Source organism: Dapis hubbardiae BLCC-M172, from assembly GCF_050016015.1.
In the GTDB taxonomy this organism is placed as follows: domain Bacteria; phylum Cyanobacteriota; class Cyanobacteriia; order Cyanobacteriales; family Microcoleaceae; genus Trichodesmium.
Genome location: NZ_JBNHEQ010000091.1, coordinates 12056 through 28637 on the forward strand (window position 1 = coordinate 12056; position 16582 = coordinate 28637).

11 protein-coding genes are annotated in these 16582 nt (G+C 34.7%); 5 read left to right on the forward strand and 6 right to left on the reverse strand.

The window, feature by feature from the left end; genetic code table 11:
* Positions 1-241 precede the first annotated feature (241 nt).
* Positions 242-1132 (reverse strand): GlcNAc-transferase family protein, encoded by an 891-nt coding sequence (locus tag ACP6PK_RS08815; RefSeq protein WP_426559290.1) that lies wholly within the window; start codon positions 1130-1132, stop codon positions 242-244.
* A 239-nt stretch (positions 1133-1371) separates the two neighbouring features.
* On the opposite strand from ACP6PK_RS08815, the gene ACP6PK_RS08820 reads away from it, so the two are divergent.
* Positions 1372-1632: a hypothetical protein gene (locus tag ACP6PK_RS08820; RefSeq protein ID WP_426559291.1), complete on the forward strand. Its 261-nt coding sequence runs from the start codon at positions 1372-1374 to the stop codon at positions 1630-1632.
* A gap of 733 nt (positions 1633-2365) precedes the next feature.
* Here the strand turns inward: ACP6PK_RS08820 and ACP6PK_RS08825 are convergent.
* On the reverse strand, positions 2366-3967 hold the full coding sequence (locus tag ACP6PK_RS08825) for a DGQHR domain-containing protein (protein WP_426559292.1): 1602 nt from the start codon (positions 3965-3967) through the stop codon (positions 2366-2368).
* Positions 3968-4468: 501 nt separating this feature from the next.
* On the opposite strand from ACP6PK_RS08825, the gene ACP6PK_RS08830 reads away from it, so the two are divergent.
* From ACP6PK_RS08830 to ACP6PK_RS08845, 4 genes are all read left to right on the forward strand, one after another.
* Positions 4469-5308, forward strand: coding sequence for an HNH endonuclease (locus ACP6PK_RS08830; protein ID WP_426559293.1), 840 nt, complete (start codon positions 4469-4471; stop codon positions 5306-5308).
* A 70-nt stretch (positions 5309-5378) separates the two neighbouring features.
* Positions 5379-6935, forward strand: coding sequence for a DNA phosphorothioation system sulfurtransferase DndC (dndC, locus tag ACP6PK_RS08835; protein ID WP_426559294.1), 1557 nt, complete (start codon positions 5379-5381; stop codon positions 6933-6935).
* Between the two features lie 530 nt (positions 6936-7465).
* Positions 7466-9448: a DNA sulfur modification protein DndD gene (gene dndD, locus ACP6PK_RS08840; RefSeq protein WP_426559295.1), complete on the forward strand. Its 1983-nt coding sequence runs from the start codon at positions 7466-7468 to the stop codon at positions 9446-9448.
* A gap of 281 nt (positions 9449-9729) precedes the next feature.
* Positions 9730-10182 (forward strand): zinc ribbon domain-containing protein, encoded by a 453-nt coding sequence (locus ACP6PK_RS08845; RefSeq protein ID WP_426559296.1) that lies wholly within the window; start codon positions 9730-9732, stop codon positions 10180-10182.
* Positions 10183-10220: 38 nt separating this feature from the next.
* On the opposite strand, the gene ACP6PK_RS08850 is transcribed toward ACP6PK_RS08845, so the two are convergent.
* The 4 genes from ACP6PK_RS08850 to ACP6PK_RS08865 form a co-directional block, all read right to left on the reverse strand.
* The gene (locus tag ACP6PK_RS08850) at positions 10221-10772 is read right to left on the reverse strand and encodes a hypothetical protein (RefSeq protein ID WP_426559297.1); all 552 of its coding nucleotides are present in this window, start codon (positions 10770-10772) and stop codon (positions 10221-10223) included.
* 296 nt (positions 10773-11068) lie between these two features.
* Positions 11069-11428: a hypothetical protein gene (locus tag ACP6PK_RS08855; protein ID WP_426559298.1), complete on the reverse strand. Its 360-nt coding sequence runs from the start codon at positions 11426-11428 to the stop codon at positions 11069-11071.
* Positions 11429-11903: 475 nt separating this feature from the next.
* Positions 11904-13541 carry an acetolactate synthase large subunit gene (locus ACP6PK_RS08860; protein WP_426559299.1) on the reverse strand — a complete coding sequence of 546 codons (1638 nt, stop codon included), beginning with the start codon at positions 13539-13541 and terminating at the stop codon, positions 11904-11906.
* Between the two features lie 1265 nt (positions 13542-14806).
* Entirely contained in the window at positions 14807-16174 is a 1368-nt protein-coding gene (locus tag ACP6PK_RS08865; RefSeq protein WP_426559300.1) for an NAD-dependent succinate-semialdehyde dehydrogenase, read from the reverse strand.
* Positions 16175-16582: the final 408 nt, after the last annotated feature.

Below are 16582 nucleotides of genomic sequence, written 5' to 3' on the forward strand. Positions count from 1 at the left end.
CTTATTTCTTATTTCTTATTTCTTATTTCTTATTTCTTATTTCTTATTTCTTATTTCTTCTTCCTTCTTACCTCTTACCTCTTCCTTTGTACTTGACTAACTTCCTTCTGACTTATAACTTCTAACTTATAACTTATAACTTCTAAGTTCCGACTTATCACTTCTAACTTCTAACTTCTTCTTTTGTACTTGACTAACTTCCTTGTTCCTTCTTCCTTCTTCCTTCTTCCCTCTTCCTTCCCTAAATAAAACGAATAAACCAACGCTCCTTAAAATTCACACCTGCTAATGCTTCATACTCTGCCAAACTTCTGACATTTCCTAACCCATAAATTCCAAAATCTTCTGTTGTAGTTTCCATTCCCAAAATCTGACGAAAACGAGATTCAGACACCTTATTTTGTACCCACCAATCTTTATGATCTTCCCAATGTACAACCCGCTTTTTACCAGTATTATAAAAATGCCAACAAACACTCAAATTAGGATGATAAATATCCCACCCCCTCGTCCAAGCTTTAGCAGCAAATAATACCTCTTCTCCTGTAAAATAAATATCCGGGTCGTAGGGCACCTCCTCAATAATTGACCCTTCTGCAAAAATAAATCCAGCAGCAACAAAAGCTCCCAATTGCGGAGTGCTACATTTACTTAAATCCCCTATTCCTCTTAAAGTTAAAGTGCCAGGATCTCCAAACTGATTTGGTTCTAACCGACTTGGTGTATCTCCAACCAATTCTCTAGGAGGTTTATAAGCAGGAGGATAGGTACTCAGAAGCGGTTTTTCACAGGGGCACATTTTTAGCATTCTAATTAATTCTACATCCCATCCAGGCAAAAATCTCATGTGGGCATCAATTTGTAGAGTATATTCCTCTTTTTGCCATAACTTCTGCACCAGAGACCTCGCCCAACCTACACCACGAGCTTGAGAAGCTGTAACCGCAATAATACGACAATTTTTTATACCTTTAAGTTTACTAATATAGTCCTTTTCCTCATCCGTACCATACTGCCAACAAATACCAAAGGTGAAGCGTTCGGGATGAGTAGCGTGGGCGATCGCCTCTTTTACTGTGGGAACCAATTCTAAATCCCGATAAGCAACTATTTGAATAAAGATACTATCCATAAAATATATTTTGAGTCATTTTATCTAGTTCTCAAATACAACCTATCTTAATAAATATCCGTAGAGTGACAAGTGACCATACTATACAGTTGATCTAAATCACTAAAGACAGCAAAATTTGTCACAATATCTGCTTGACTAGCTTCACTGAAATTAGTCTATAAATCATTAGATAATGTATCCTGAGATATTTAGATAAAGAATTGATTTAGATTCAGGGTTTTTACAGAAATAAAATTATGACATCTACCACTAATCATCCAATAAATGTTAGTTCTGAAATACCTAGTCCTACTGAATGGGTTGAACAACATTATTCTATTGTCAGTTTAATAGATAGTCTCACAGATATACAACAAATATTTTCTCATGGATGTCTATTCCAAGGTAGTGAAGATGGAGAATTAGTTATTGATGATAATCTGAAAGATTCTCTGCGAGAAGAATATGGTCATAAAAATTGGGAGTATTTGGAAAAATATTTACTAAGTAATTGTTGAACATATACAGCAGTTATAGCAATCTCATAGCATTTAGCAGTTAGCTTTCAGTATGAGTTATTAGTTATTAAACTACTGTCTTTATCTGGGGAATTAGTATTGAGAGGTTGAGCGATAATTAAAAGTATCAATAAAACTTTGTAATAAATTTTAGAATTATGTGCAACTTCACATAAAATTGCTATAAAAATCTGAGAGCTAACCATTAATAGCTATTTGCACAGCATTCCAGCACAGAAATGCTTAAGCAATCTTATTTTAAAAGTTAATTAAGTAGTGGTGCTTTTAGGAATTTCCTAGTTGAGAAAGGGAACAGGAAGTCTATAGTATGTGTAATTAATTTGGTTGATGAAATTAGCAAAAAATTCAGGTATAAAGCCTCTTCATTCATGGATAAAAAAGCGGTCGTTTGCGGAGCATTCCGTAGGATGAGATGGCGAGATTCCCTGGTAATATCCAATCGACCAAGAGAATAAAATAAATCCTTTTAGGTAATCTTCTTCTTTATAAGAAGAGGTAATTAATGGATAATGGATAATGGATAATGGATAATGGATAATTACCTCTGCTTAAAACCGTACGGGAATTGAATATAAGGAAATATCCTAGCACTTTTTTTATCCTTAAAAGAAAAGGGTTTATACCTTTATTTTTCGGTAATAATTAATTATTAATTAATTGTTGAACTTCCTATTGCTAAAAATATGAAAGTGAACTTCTATAAATCCTAACTTCAAGACAACATTTCCGGCAACCCTACCTTTTTTAATTCCACAAACTTACCTTGAAAATCTACAGCTCGATCCTCTCCAACTCGCCTTGCTTCTGCCAACTCCCGACGAATTTCTGCCCGCTCCATTTTGTCATAAACTCCACCTAATATATAGATAAATAATCTCATCGCTAAATCTCTACCAGCTACCGACATTCGCTTTCTATTAAAATCATATAAAACCCCATACCAAATTGAGTCAGGAAATTCTATTCCACTCAAACCACCATCCACATCATACTTATTTAATTTGTCAAAAACTTCCTCTAAAAAAAAGCCTTTTTTATAAATTAAAATTCCTATAGCTTCAGCAAAAGCAATTTGTCCGACCGGGCGAAATAAAATATGACCTTCTCCTGGTTTTGTCTCAAAACTAAATCTTCTTAATTCTGGAGTTTCAGCACTATTTTCTAATCTAGAATAACTAGGCAAATTACCCAAATAATCCCAAAATAGCATAAATTCTTTCACTCCCTCTTCTAACTCTTCTTCTTCAGGGCGCATAGGAATTAAACCTTTATCTGAAGGTTTCCAATAGGGATAACGAGGTCTTAAATATCTTTCCGACATTTCTTGCAATGCTTGGAGAGTTGTTAAAACAGTAGACTTAGCTGCCACAGTTGCACTATCCCAATTTATCCTTGAATTTCTACCATCTTTCTCCTTTAAAATAGGATGATAAATTGCTATTTTTCTGGCTACAATAGCAAATCCATCATCCTCATTTAATAATGCTAATTGCCCTTTACTTAATTTGACTGCTGTCAGATTTACATGAGCAAAAACTGACCTAACTCTCCGTCGCGCTTGTTCTCTTGTCTCTCCTTTGACTACTGCTGGAATAAATTCTATGCCTATTTGTTCGTAGGCTAATTTTTGTAGTTCTGGTAATTCAATATGATTAATTTCGGTTAAATCATCAATAGTAATTGCTGCGCTTACTGGCTTCTTTTGTTTGTTATATCTTGGTAATCTACCAGTTTTTATTAATTCCATTAATCCTTGAATTCCCATCAGTCTATGTTGACCGTCTAAGGCAAATACTGCTACTTCTAAACGTAGGTCTAATAATCCGACTTTTCCTTCTGAGTCTAGGGGTAAAAAATCAGTTGCAGATTTATTGGCTTCACCATTTTTATTCCATTCTTCTGCTTTGGGGTTATCTACCCAACTGGGGCTAATTACTACTAATACTGCGGGAAATTTATGTGCTTTTCTTGTTGCTAAATATAGGGTTAATGGAGCTTGACGAGACCAGTCTAAAGGTCGTTGTTGAATTTCATCTATTGTTTCTGCATCCCTAATTATATTGTTGGTTTCCATGTCAAATTTTTGCCGAAATAATGGTAGTTGGGAGGCAAAACGTACACGACTATCTAACCATTCTAGGGTGACGGAACCTATGTAAGCTTCTGTGTTTCCCATCATGGTTTTTTGTACTAATAATCTGTCGTCTTTGCCTATGTGTTTGTCTAGTAGGATGGCGATCGCTTCTCTTTCTCGATTATCGTTTTCTAAAATTTCTTTTGCTATTTCTGAAGTGGGTTTATTGGTCTTTTTCATTGGTTATTCTGGGAAATATTTTTAACGATTTTTGAAAATAAATAAATATATCAATTTTTGTTAACAAAAATTTTTAAAAACTTTTGAGTTGTTATAATTTATAATTGTAGGTTATAATTAACATATACTGTTGATTATGTCAATATTAACCGATGGAATATGAGGGATGAATATTAATGTCTTTTTTTTAGCATCAAAATAAGAAACATTCAGCAATAAATAGTTAATCTCGTAATTTCAAAAAGAGGAATCAGAATGGCTATGGTAAATTTAATTTTGGTAGTTATTTGAGATTTAATCTGGCATATCTATTTAGTTAATATGGTGATTTATGACAAATAAATATTTACAATTAGATATTTTACCTAGAGCTATAAATGAGCAAAAATAAAGAATTAAATAGGGAAAAAAAATTAGCATACTACTGTCAACTTTTTAGCGAACTTAATACAAGTAAAAGTAAAAAATCGGGTACTGCTAAACACAAGCCTATCTTACCTTTTGTCTGTAATTGATTTAATTTCAGAAGGTTTAATTCAAAATAACCAGATACAAATAACTGTTATAGAAAAATTGATTGATACTTTTAAGAAAAATTGGAAAATTCTATATTATCGTCCTTATAAAAATAGTTTTTACTATCCTTTTTATCATTTGCAGAATGATAGTTTTTGGAATGTACAATTTAAATCTGATTTTATTGATTCTTTACCAAAAAAGAAAGTTACAAAGGAACACCGACCAAGAGGACTAAATAGACTTAAAGAAGTAGTTGAATATGCAAGCTTTGATGCGGAATTATTTGAACTACTACAAGATAAAAATAACAGAAAAGAATTAACAGATTTATTAATTGCAACTTGGTTCTCAGTCAACCAAAAAGATACTCAAGAACTCATTACAATTAATCAAACATTTCACGAAAATGATGAGCAAGAAGAACAACAAAAACAGCCTAAATCATATTTAAGAAAATCTCTACTAAGAGATGCTTTTTTTCGTAAAGCAGTTGTCCACACCTATAACTATAAATGTGCTTTTTGTGGAATGAAAGTCACCACGTCGATAAAGCAAAACATTGTAGATGGAGCGCATATAAAACCATTTGCAAAATTTTATGATGATAGAATAAATAACGGCATATCACTTTGTAAAAATCATCATTGGGCATTTGATAAAGGTTTATTTACAATCTCTGATGATTATGATTATAAAATTATCGTTTCCAATAACTTTCAAGAAGAATCTCCAAATTCTAAACCCATCAAATTCTTTCATGGGTTTAGAATTTGGTTGCCTAGTGAAAAAAAATATTTTCCTAGAATAGAAGCCTTAGAATGACATCGTAATAACGTATTCATATCAGAATCATAGAAAATTAATTTTACTAAATTTGAGGATATTTATAAATATGAAAGGTATACAACAATCTTTATTTCCAAGCAGAACTACTGCCGAATTAGTAGAAGATATAAAAAAGCTAACTACAGAAATTCAAGAACTATATTGTTTAGATTCTATTCCCTGGGTAATTGGATATTCAGGCGGTAAAGATAGTACCGCAACATTACAACTAATATGGAAAGCGATCGCTGAACTTCCGCAAAAAAAACGAGTTAAAACTATCCACGTTATTACTACAGATACATTAGTAGAAAATCCTATCGTTTCTGCTTGGGTAACTAACTCTTTAAAGTTAATGGAAGAGGCTGCAAAAAATCAGAAACTACCTATAGAATGTCATTTATTAAAACCAGAAATCAAAAAAACATACTGGGTGGGATTACTTGGTAAAGGATACCCAGCTCCACGCCATACATTTCGCTGGTGTACTCCCCGTTTAAAAATTGATCCTTCTAATCTTTTTATTCGTAATGTTGTTAGAAATAATGGGGAAACAATAGTTGTTTTAGGAACTCGTAAAACAGAAAGTGCTAATCGTGAAGCAATAATGAATAAACGAGAAATTGGTAGAATAAGAAACCATCTAAGTCCTCATCCTAGTCTGATTAATTCTTTACTTTATACTCCTATTGAAGACTGGCGAACTGATGAAGTTTGGCTATATTTAATGCAATGGGAAAATCCTTGGGGAAATAGTAATAAAGATTTACTAGCAATGTATCGAGGTGCAACAGAAGATAATGAATGTCCGTTAGTAGTTGATACCTCTACTCCTAGTTGTGGAAGTTCTCGTTTTGGATGCTGGGTTTGCACTTTAGTAGATAGTGATAAATCTATGTCAGCAATGATTCAAAATGATGAAGAAAAAGAATGGTTACAACCATTAGTAGACTTGCGTAAAGAACTAGATATTTTTGACCGAGATAAAAGAGATTTTCGGCGAATTTGGGGTGCAGTTCAACTATTTGAACGGAAAATAGATGGTGAAGTTTCTGTGGAACCAATACCCGGTCCGTACAAAAAAGAATGGCGAGATACTTTACTGAGAAAGTTGTTAGAAGCTCAAACAAAAATTCGTGAAACTGCTCCAGAAAATATGCGAGATATTACTCTTATTTCTTTAGAAGAACTTAGCGAAATTAGACGCATTTGGTTAGAGGAAAAACACGAGTTTGATGATAGTTTACCTCGTATATATAAAGAAGTAACAGGAGAAGAATTTCAAGACTGTCGTCCTGGTGCAGGAATAAGTCTTTTAGGTAGTGATGAATGGTCAGTATTAGAAGAAATATGTAGTGGGGATGAAATGCACCTTGAACTTATGGCAAAACTGTTAGATACAGAACGGCAATATTATATTAAGTCTCACCGATATAAGATTTACGAAAGTCTCGAACAATGTTTTGAAACAAGTTCTCGTTCTAAGGAAGAAGCTATTCAAAACGCTCACAATAAAAGAGATTTAAAAGAAGCTGTTGAGGAAGGAAAAGTTTCAGAGAAAATTAAACAATTAAGTTGGGCAAATATGAAGTTTTCTCCTCAAAGTTTGGAAGATATTGATTAGGGAAGTAAAGGAGAAATAAAAATATGAAAATTTATTTGAAAAACTCATGTCTGGAAAACCTTTCTTTTTCCCATTCAGAGTCAAAGACAAAAATTCTCTTTGTCAGACCTATCTCTTACCAGGAAAAATTCCACAATGACTCACAAGTGATGAAAATTTATCTGAAAAACTCATCTCTGGAAAACCTTTCTTTTTTCCATTCAGAGTCAAAGACAAAAATTCTCTGTTGCTTGAGAAAAAAATTCTCTTTGTCAGACTTCTCTCCAAGGAGGAAAATTCCACAATGACTCACAAGTGATGAAAATTTATCTGAAAAACTCATCTCTGGAAAACCTTTCTTTTTTCCATTCAGAGTCAAAGACAAAAATTCTCTGTTGCTTGAGAAGAAAATTCTCTTTGTCAGACTTATCTCCTGCCATCAAAAACTAAATTATAAGAATAAAAAATAAACTTCAGTATTTCAAACTGTATGCTTCAGCAGTCGGTACTGATAACTGAAAAAGCTGATAACTGATAACTGATAACTGAAAATGATCTTTCTAGAACTTGTCTTACAAAACTTCGGACCATACTTCGGTAAACAAACAATAAACCTTCGCCCTACTAATACTAATCACCCCCGTCCTATCATCCTATTTGGAGGTATGAATGGAGGAGGAAAAACTACTCTTTTAGATGCCATTCGCCTTGCACTTTACGGTCATCGCGCCCAATGTTCAACTAGGGGAAATTTAACTTATGGCGACTTTCTTTCTCAATGCGTAAACCGCAATACTCCTCCTACAGAAAAAACTCGCATTGAATTGGCTTTTGAACATATTCAAGATGACCAAATTGTAGAATATCGTATCATTCGTACCTGGGAAAAAAATCCTAAAGACGGCAAAGATAATCTGGGAATTCTTGATGGTGAATGGCCTGATTATTACTTGGCAAATACCTGGGATGAATATATAGAAAACCTCTTACCTTTAGGAATTTCTAATCTATTTCTGTTTGATGGAGAACAGGTAAAAGAATTAGCTGAACTAGAAACACCACCACCTTTAGTAGTAGATGCAATTCAGTCATTATTAGGATTAGAATTAGCTGAACGTCTTGCAGCAGATTTAGATATTTTGGTGACTCGGAAAAAGAAACAAATTGCTAAGACTAAAGAAATAGGAAATTTAGAGGAAATTGAACAAAAACTCCATCAGCAAAAAACAGATTTGGAAGTTGCTAGCGAAAAATTAGCAGATTTAGAAAAGCAATTAAAAAAATCTCAAGAAAAGCAAAAAAAAGCAATGAGAAAATTTGTCTCAGAAGGAGGAAAAATTGCTGCGGAAAGGAGTCAGTTAGAACAAGAGTTTAAAGATGTAGAATTGGAAATGGATAATGCTCGTCAGGAAATGATTGAACTTGCTGGAGGTGCTTTACCTCTAGCTTTAATTTCTCCTCTTTTGGAACAAGCAAGTTCTCAGGGCGATCTAGAAATTTTACGCCACGAAGCAGAAATTGCTTTGGATGCTTTTCAGGAAAGAGATAAACGTCTACTTGATTATCTGAATAATTTATCAATTCATACTGAAAAAGTTAGCAAAATTGAAGAGTTTCTCAATCAAGAAAATCTGACGCTGAAAGAGGATATTAATGAAGCTGATGAACCTTGGTTGTTTGCTGATGAAGAAGCTTTAATTTTACTAGAAAATTTGTTACGCTATGACATTGAAAATTCTCTGAGAAATGCCCAGGAAAGTTTAACTCGTCTGAAAGATTTGGAAGTAGAAATTAATGTTCTGGAAAAGCAATTGGCAACCGCAGCATCCCCGGAAGCTTATGAAATTTTGGCAACTGCTTTGCAAGAGGCACAAACTGAATTAGCAAGAGTAGAAGTTGCTTGTGAAAATAGTAAATATGATTGTAAAAAATTGGAGGATGATATTAATCAAACCAAGAAAGAATTGTTGAGTTATACTGACGAAACTATGGAACTTCACAATATTCAAAATATAATTGAGTCTTCTGTAAAAGTTAAGCATACTTTACAGCTATTTAAGGATAAGTTAACTCTGAAAAAGCTGAATAAATTAGAGATAGAAGTTACTGAATGTTTCCGTTATCTTTTACATAAATCAGACTTAGTTCATCGCGTGGCTATTGATACTCATAATTTTGCTCTTTCTCTCTATGATAATCAAGGGCAACTTGTTCCTAAACATCGAATATCTGCTGGAGAAAAACAGCTTTTAGCAATTTCTTTTTTATGGGGTTTAGCAAGAGTTTCTGGGAGACATTTACCTGTGGCTATTGATACACCTTTAGGTAGGTTAGATTCTTCTCATCGTCAAAATTTAGTTGAACGTTATTTCCCTACTGCTAGTCATCAAGTTATTCTCTTATCTACTGATACTGAGGTTGGTAAATTAGAGGTAGAAAACTTGCGTAATTTAGAGGCGATAGCTTACGAATATTTACTTGAATATAACTCTCAAAAAAATCAAACTAATGTCAAGAAAGGATATTTTTGGTAAACTAATTTTTTTCCTTTACTTTTTCAGCTGAAGTTGCTTAGGTAGGGGTAGAAAATTTTCGTGATTTGGAGGCGATAGCTCAGGAATATTTACTTGAATATAACTCTCAAAAAAATCAAACTAATGTCAAGAAATGGTATTTATGGTAACCATATTTTTTCCTTGCAGCAAGATTAATTATTAACCGTTGCGTAAGATATGGCATTGGTCGGATTGTTTTTGGATGGAATAAGAGGCAAAAAGATGGTATTCACATCGGAGCCAAAAACAACCAAAAGTTTGTGCAAATTCCAACAGCTAAACTCAAAGATCGGATTAGTCAGTTATGCGAACTGCACGGCATAGAATTTATTGAAACCGAGGAATCTTATACTTCGCAAGCTAGCTTTTTAGATGATGATTTTCTGCCCAAAATCGGTGAAAAACCCGATAAGTGGAAACCGTCAGGAAAGCGAATTAAACCAGGAGTGTATCAAACCAAAAACGGTTTGTTAGTGAATGCCGATGTGAATGGTGCAGCCAATATCCTCAAAAAAGTAGCGACAACTTTGGAGTTTTCTCTCGAAGGAGTCAGTAGTGGCACATTGATAATGCCTTCAAGAATCCAATGCATGGATTGCTTAAGAATGCCTCGTGCTTCAGCCGGGGGAGTATCAAACCTTAATCAAATCACCATAAATTTTCTCTGTAAAGTCAAATACAGAGTCCTATTGTTATGTATAATAGAAAATTAATAGCAATCGACTTCCGTTAATAAGCCAACCAAGAATCGCTAAAATTTCCTTTTAGGGTAGTGGTTGGCAACATATTTATAAGCTTGCCTAGCTGTCATAGGTTTAAACTTAGTATCCACAAATTGCACCGGATAATAGGTCTCAATCCACAAATGAGCGCCACAAGGTAAGGGGTCATAAGGCTTATAAACAATACGACAAGGGCCATCTATTTCCATCTGATAACCCAAATCGTTACGATTAGTTTGCTTTAGGGCGATTACTGGCATCAATTGCTCCGGGGTCATTTGAGGATCATTTTTAATTCTTTTGCCATTAGCCTTAATTTTTTGTTGATTCACATGAATTCTTGTAGGCTTCTCTCGGAGTCTCTTAGACCAAACACCTTCTGGACCTCTAGTACCTGGCACGACAACAGGCATGTTATTGTAAAGGGGAATTTGCCAAAATCCTTTGTGCTTATAAGCTCCTTTTATCCTATTCTGGGAGAGTAGAGTTCTGACTCTTTGACAACAAATACCTAATAAAAAAGCTGCTTCTCTTGTTCCGATAAAAGTCTTCTTTACTATAGCGCTATAGTTCTTATTCATAGCTAATAAGTTAATAATACACAAGTTACAATCATTTTATATAGAAGCCATTTGGTATCTCTAAAAAATAGGTTGGAGGGAGAATTAATTGATACAAAATGGGTAATAATTGATTTGATGATTGGATGAGTGCCAGATATCTAATACGCCCCATCTCCCCATCTCCCCATCTCTCCACACTCCCCCACTTCCCTACTCTCCTACTCTCAATTTATAATTTTAAATAGATCCTTTCAGGGGTTCTATAGAAGCTATCTTACAGCATTTTGCAACGTGGCACATTTAGGCTAGCTAAATTATTTCTTTATATCATTAAGAGCTTCATTGAAATTTTCATTATGAACCCAACCGACATAGCCTCCAAATATCATTTTTTCCTTAGAATCTGCTAAAAATACATGATTCACCCCTACTGGATTTGTCAAAACTTTAACTGTTGTTCCATCTTTCAATGTGAACAAACGTCTTGCTCTGCTGAAGTCTCTACTATGAGCCATAGTCATACCAGGTGTAGCGATCAATTTTTCAACAACTTTTTGTGCTGTTTTAGATATACTAGAAGCAATTTCTGCTTCTGTATTCCATTCCATTAACCAATCAAGTGCTTTTACAGACAAATTAAAAACTCCGTCAAATTCTGTCATTCCAATAAACATTTTTATCTCCTTATGTTGAAAGAATTGTTTGAAGTAGCACTCAGGACTCAGCTAGCCTCCTAGGTCGGAACTTCGTTAACAGCTATCAGCCTTTCACGGTGTATAATGGGGGATTCAAATCCCCAAAAAAGCGCACCACTAATTTTTCAAGCTCTTGTGGCGGACTTAAACCCTCGGATCTTTAGCTGTGAACGTAGTTACGACCCAGGAGGCTAGCTAAATGCTGGCAAGCGTAGCATTCCGTAAGGAAAAGCTAATATAGTCATTCTCAATAAGATTGGGACGAGTGTTTCTTTCCTGAGAAAGGGTTTCAGCAAAAAAAGTGTTTCATCCTTATTTGAAATGACTATAGCTAGTATAGGGCTGCTATGTTAATTGGACTGGCTTTGCCAATCCAAGACTGAGGTTAATTAATTATTCAGTAAATTTAGAGTTAGATTGCAGAAAAAAAACCTTAATCGCTACTTCCTTTTTCCTAAATAGAACAACTTAAACCACCTGACTTTTTAGTAAAACGAACATTCTCCCGATAATCAACAGGACAATCTATCACAGCAGGAACATCTTGAGCAAGAGCCTCCTTCAAAGTAGGAATTAAATCAACAGCAGACTCAACTCGATAACCCTTCAAACCAAAACTCTCGGCAAACTTAACAAAATCAGGATTTCCAAACTTAATAAAAGAAGACTTGCCAAAATGATTTTCCTGTTTCCACTCAATCAAACCATAACCACCATCATTAAAAATCAAGGTCACAAAAGCAGTACCCACTCGCAAAGCAGTTTCCAACTCTTGACAATTCATCATAAAACCACCATCCCCTGTAGCTGCCACAATTTTACGGTCAGGATAAACCAACTTCGCAGCGATCGCCCCAGGAATAGCAATACCCATTGCGGCAAATCCATTAGAAATCAAACAAGTATTAGGACTATCACAATGATAATGTCGAGCAATCCACATTTTATGGGCACCAACATCAGAGATAACAATATCCTCTGGCCCCATTACTTGACGTAAATCATAAATTAGTTTTTGAGGCTTAATTGGAAACTCATTATCTTTACCATATCCCTCATATTCAGAGCGCATATTTTTTCTAATTTCTGAAACAGTCGGACTTAATTCATTGATCCGCTCCGAGCGTCGCAAAATTTCATTCAAAGAATCAGAAATATCTCCAACTATTTCAGCTATGGGAATATAACTACTATCAATTTCTGCATATTTTGCCCCAACATGAATAATCGGAATTTCGCCTTGAGGATTCCATTTTTTTGGAGAATATTCAATCAGATCGTAACCAACCGCAATAACTAAGTCTGTCTGATCAAAAGCACAACTAATATAATCCCGTTGTTGTAATCCTGTTGTCCACAAAGATAGAGGATGAGTATAAGGAATCACACCTTTACCCATAAAAGTATTAGCAACAGGAATATTTAATTGTGTAGCAAACTCTGTCAAAGCTTCACTTGCATGCCCTCGAATCGCTCCATTTCCAACCAAAATTACAGGATTTTTTGCCTTAGAAATTGCCACTGCTGCTTCCGTCATACTCTGATAAGCAGAATAAGATTTTTCCCGCTTATCTCGATTCAAAGGTTTCCCTTCTACAGACATTGCAGCAATATTTTCTGGTAGATCGATATGAACAGCACCCGGCTTTTCTTGTTGAGCTACTTTAAATGCTTTGCGGACAATTTCTGGTGTATTACTAGGGCGAACAATTTGAGCATTCCATTTAGTTACTGGGGAAAACATAGCCACCAAATCTAAATATTGGTGAGATTCGATGTGCATTCTATCAGTACCAACTTGACCTGTAATTGCTACTAAAGGAGCCCCATCTAAATTAGCATCAGCAACACCTGTCATTAAATTAGTAGCGCCAGGACCTAATGTTGATAAACAAACTCCTGCTTTTCCTGTTAAACGACCATAGACATCTGCCATAAAAGCAGCACCTTGTTCGTGTCGGGTAGTAATAAATTGAATTGGGGAATTTTTCAGAGCTTCTAGAATATTTAGATTTTCTTCTCCAGGCAATCCAAATACATATTTTACACCTTCATTTTCCAGGCATTTAACCAATAATTCTGCAGTGTTCATTTTGATTTTTCTCCTTTTATAAAAACTGGTAAAAAACTAAGTCAAAATTAACATTTAAAAATGGGATATAGTTGGAGTAGCAGTTCAAAGCTTGTTCAACTATTTCTTGATGCTATGCTCTCAAGATTTTAGGTATTGAAAAAAGAGGAATTGGGTTATTAAGTCCAGGGTCTTCATGGTATCTAAGGTTAGTTGCGGGTTGAATCTTCGTTTATTCAATTGAACTATTAATACCATTTTTTTCTAAAAATGTTATAGAACTCTGGTTATAGGCAACAGGTAACAGTTAACAGGCAAGAGGGATTCGTAGCAAATATTTATAGCGCCTGGTATAATACCAATTTTATCTGAAGTTGCACAGAATTATGAAAATAATTCATTTATCGGATATATGGTCAATTATGATTGAAAATTTATTCTATGCACCTTCATTTTAATTTGGTATAACCTCAAACCTGTAACTTTCTTCAAGAATAAATAATTAAGGTATATCCAACTGTTTCTCTATCTAACTATTTAACTCAATAAAGCTAACTTCGGAAGTTATAGCAGTTTTCATATTTTTTAGAGTACAGAGATTTGGGTTTAAAGGAAGAAGGAAGAAGTAATGCAAGTCATGAAGTGAAAACTGCTATAAATCAAACTCTTGATTTAGAGATAAAAAATTTGATAAATATTTTTTTTGCTATTTATCAATTTTTTCTAGGTAATAGATTCAATCTAATAAGGTTTGTTCTAAAGTAAGCATTCAGATGTCAGTCAGCCTCCTGAGTTGTAACTACGTTTTTCATGTCGCGTAACGTTTCATGTCGGTGACCCGAAAACAGCTATCAGTTACTAGCATAAGGATAAGTGAAGGAGCGAAGAATTAAAACTCTTGAAATAGATAAAGAAGATTAGGTAAACTGAGATATCTACCAGAATACCTTGACCAATGGATAATTGATAATTGATTTAAACCCCGCCTGGTCGGGCGAGGTCTTAAGTATCAATTCAGCTTTATTGCCTCTGCTAATAATTAATAATTGATAATTGCCGAAAGCGTTGTGCAAAGCTTGACCTTATGTCATGCTCCGCATTTCCGGACGGAATGCTCCGCTTTCCATGTCGCTCCGCGAAAGGCAATTCAAGTCGCGTAGCGTTTGATGTCGGCGACAGCCGAAAACAAAAATAATTATCCATTATCCATTATTAATTATCCATTATCAATTAATGAACTACAACTTTAGCCTTAGCCTAGATTCTCTACTACTAATACTTATTAATTATTTAACCCAAACAGTCTTAATATTGACAAATTCCAAAATTCCTTCCCTGCTAAGTTCCCGACCATAACCAGAGCGTTTAATTCCACCAAAAGGTAGACGTGGGTCAGACTTAACTAAACCATTGATAAAAACAGCACCAGCTTCCAGTTCTGAGATTAACCTATCTGCTTCTGCTGTGTCTGTAGTCCATGCACTTGCACCCAACCCAAAAGGAGTATTGTTTGCCAATTCTATTGCTTCATCAATATTAGCAACTCGAAAGACTAAAGCTACCGGACCAAAAAATTCTTCCTGATAAGCAGGGGAGTCTATTGGTATCTCAGCCAAAATTGTAGGAGGGTAAAAACTTCCAGGAAGGTCAGATAAAAAATGACCACCAGTCATAACTTTTGCTCCTTTCTCAACAGAAGCTTGTACTTGAGCATTTAACTCTTGAAGAATAGATGGAGTTGCCAATGGACCAATATTAGTATCTGGCAACATAGGGTCTCCTACTTTTAAAGCCTCAAATTTTTCTACCAGACGTTGTTGAAATTCATCAGCGATAGCTTCTGCTAAGATAAAACGTTTAGCAGCAATACAGGATTGGCCACTGTTTAGCATTCTCGCTGTAACTGCTGTAGATACAGCCTCTTCTAGATTAGCACTTTCTAATACTATAAATGGGTCGCTACCTCCCAATTCCAAAACAGTTTTTTTAATAGCTCTACCTGCTGTTGCTGCTAAACTTGCACCCGCAGGTTCACTGCCAGTTAAAGTTCCTGCTTTTACTCGGTCATCTGCCATAATACCTGCTACTTTATCAGACCCTATTAATAAAGTTTGAAAAGCACCCTCTGGGAAACCTGCTTCTTTAAAAATTTCTTCAATAGCTAAGGCACATTGAGGCACATTAGAGGCGTGTTTTAATAATCCCACATTTCCTGCCATTAAAGCTGGTGCTGCAAAACGGAAAACTTGCCAAAAAGGAAAATTCCAGGGCATGACCGCCAACACTGGGCCAAGTGCTTGATAACGAACAAACGATTTACTAGCATCAGTTTGTGCAGGGACATCAGCTAGAAACTCGGCTGCCTTTTCTGCGTAGTAGCGACAGACTAAAGCACATTTTTTAGCTTCAGCGATCGCTCCACTCAGAGTTTTACCCATTTCTAGAGTCATTATTTTGCCAAATTTCTCAGCATTTTTCTCTAATATATCTGCTGCTACTAATAACCATTCTCCACGTTGGGTCATGGGAATTTTACGATATTGGCGAAAAGTTTTTTCTGCCAATTCTAACTTAGCTTCTATTTGGGTATCTGTGATTGGTTCAAAAGTTTTGATTAGTTCCCCTGTTGCTGGATTAATTGTAGCGATCGCCATCTTTTCTTCTCCTCAAAAATCTAAAATTACCCTCTCATAAGTAAAAATTGAATACTTTCAATACTTATGAATATCAAGACATTTTTACTTATAAAGTTGTTATCCAATAAACATAATAACTTTAATTTTTTAGCACTAACTATTTGGGTGATTTAACTTATTGTTTTTTCTCACAATTGATGTTAATTTAATCTAATAGTTTTGCCAGGTTTTGTTTACTTGATTCAGCTTTCTACTCCATCTTAGTTGGTAAGACTACCCAAACCAATTAATTCTTAACTATCTTTTACATTTTTTTAATTATCAACAAAAATACCTCTAGCGCTACGCGCAAGTCAAAAGTAAAAAGTCAAAAATAATCCCTAACTGAGTTTGAGCATTTTTCATTAATTGATAATGGATAATGAA

Excerpts from the sequence above, each read along its gene's own strand:
- ACP6PK_RS08815 (WP_426559290.1), bottom strand. The coding sequence starts at position 1,132 with ATGGATAGTATCTTTATTCAAATAGTTGCTTATCGGGATTTAGAATTG.
- ACP6PK_RS08820 (WP_426559291.1), top strand. The coding sequence starts at position 1,372 with ATGACATCTACCACTAATCATCCAATAAATGTTAGTTCTGAAATACCT.
- ACP6PK_RS08825 (WP_426559292.1), bottom strand. The coding sequence starts at position 3,967 with ATGAAAAAGACCAATAAACCCACTTCAGAAATAGCAAAAGAAATTTTA.
- dndC (WP_426559294.1), top strand. The coding sequence starts at position 5,379 with ATGAAAGGTATACAACAATCTTTATTTCCAAGCAGAACTACTGCCGAA.
- dndD (WP_426559295.1), top strand. The coding sequence starts at position 7,466 with ATGATCTTTCTAGAACTTGTCTTACAAAACTTCGGACCATACTTCGGT.
- ACP6PK_RS08850 (WP_426559297.1), bottom strand. The coding sequence starts at position 10,772 with ATGAATAAGAACTATAGCGCTATAGTAAAGAAGACTTTTATCGGAACA.
- ACP6PK_RS08855 (WP_426559298.1), bottom strand. The coding sequence starts at position 11,428 with ATGTTTATTGGAATGACAGAATTTGACGGAGTTTTTAATTTGTCTGTA.
- ACP6PK_RS08860 (WP_426559299.1), bottom strand. The coding sequence starts at position 13,541 with ATGAACACTGCAGAATTATTGGTTAAATGCCTGGAAAATGAAGGTGTA.
- ACP6PK_RS08865 (WP_426559300.1), bottom strand. The coding sequence starts at position 16,174 with ATGGCGATCGCTACAATTAATCCAGCAACAGGGGAACTAATCAAAACT.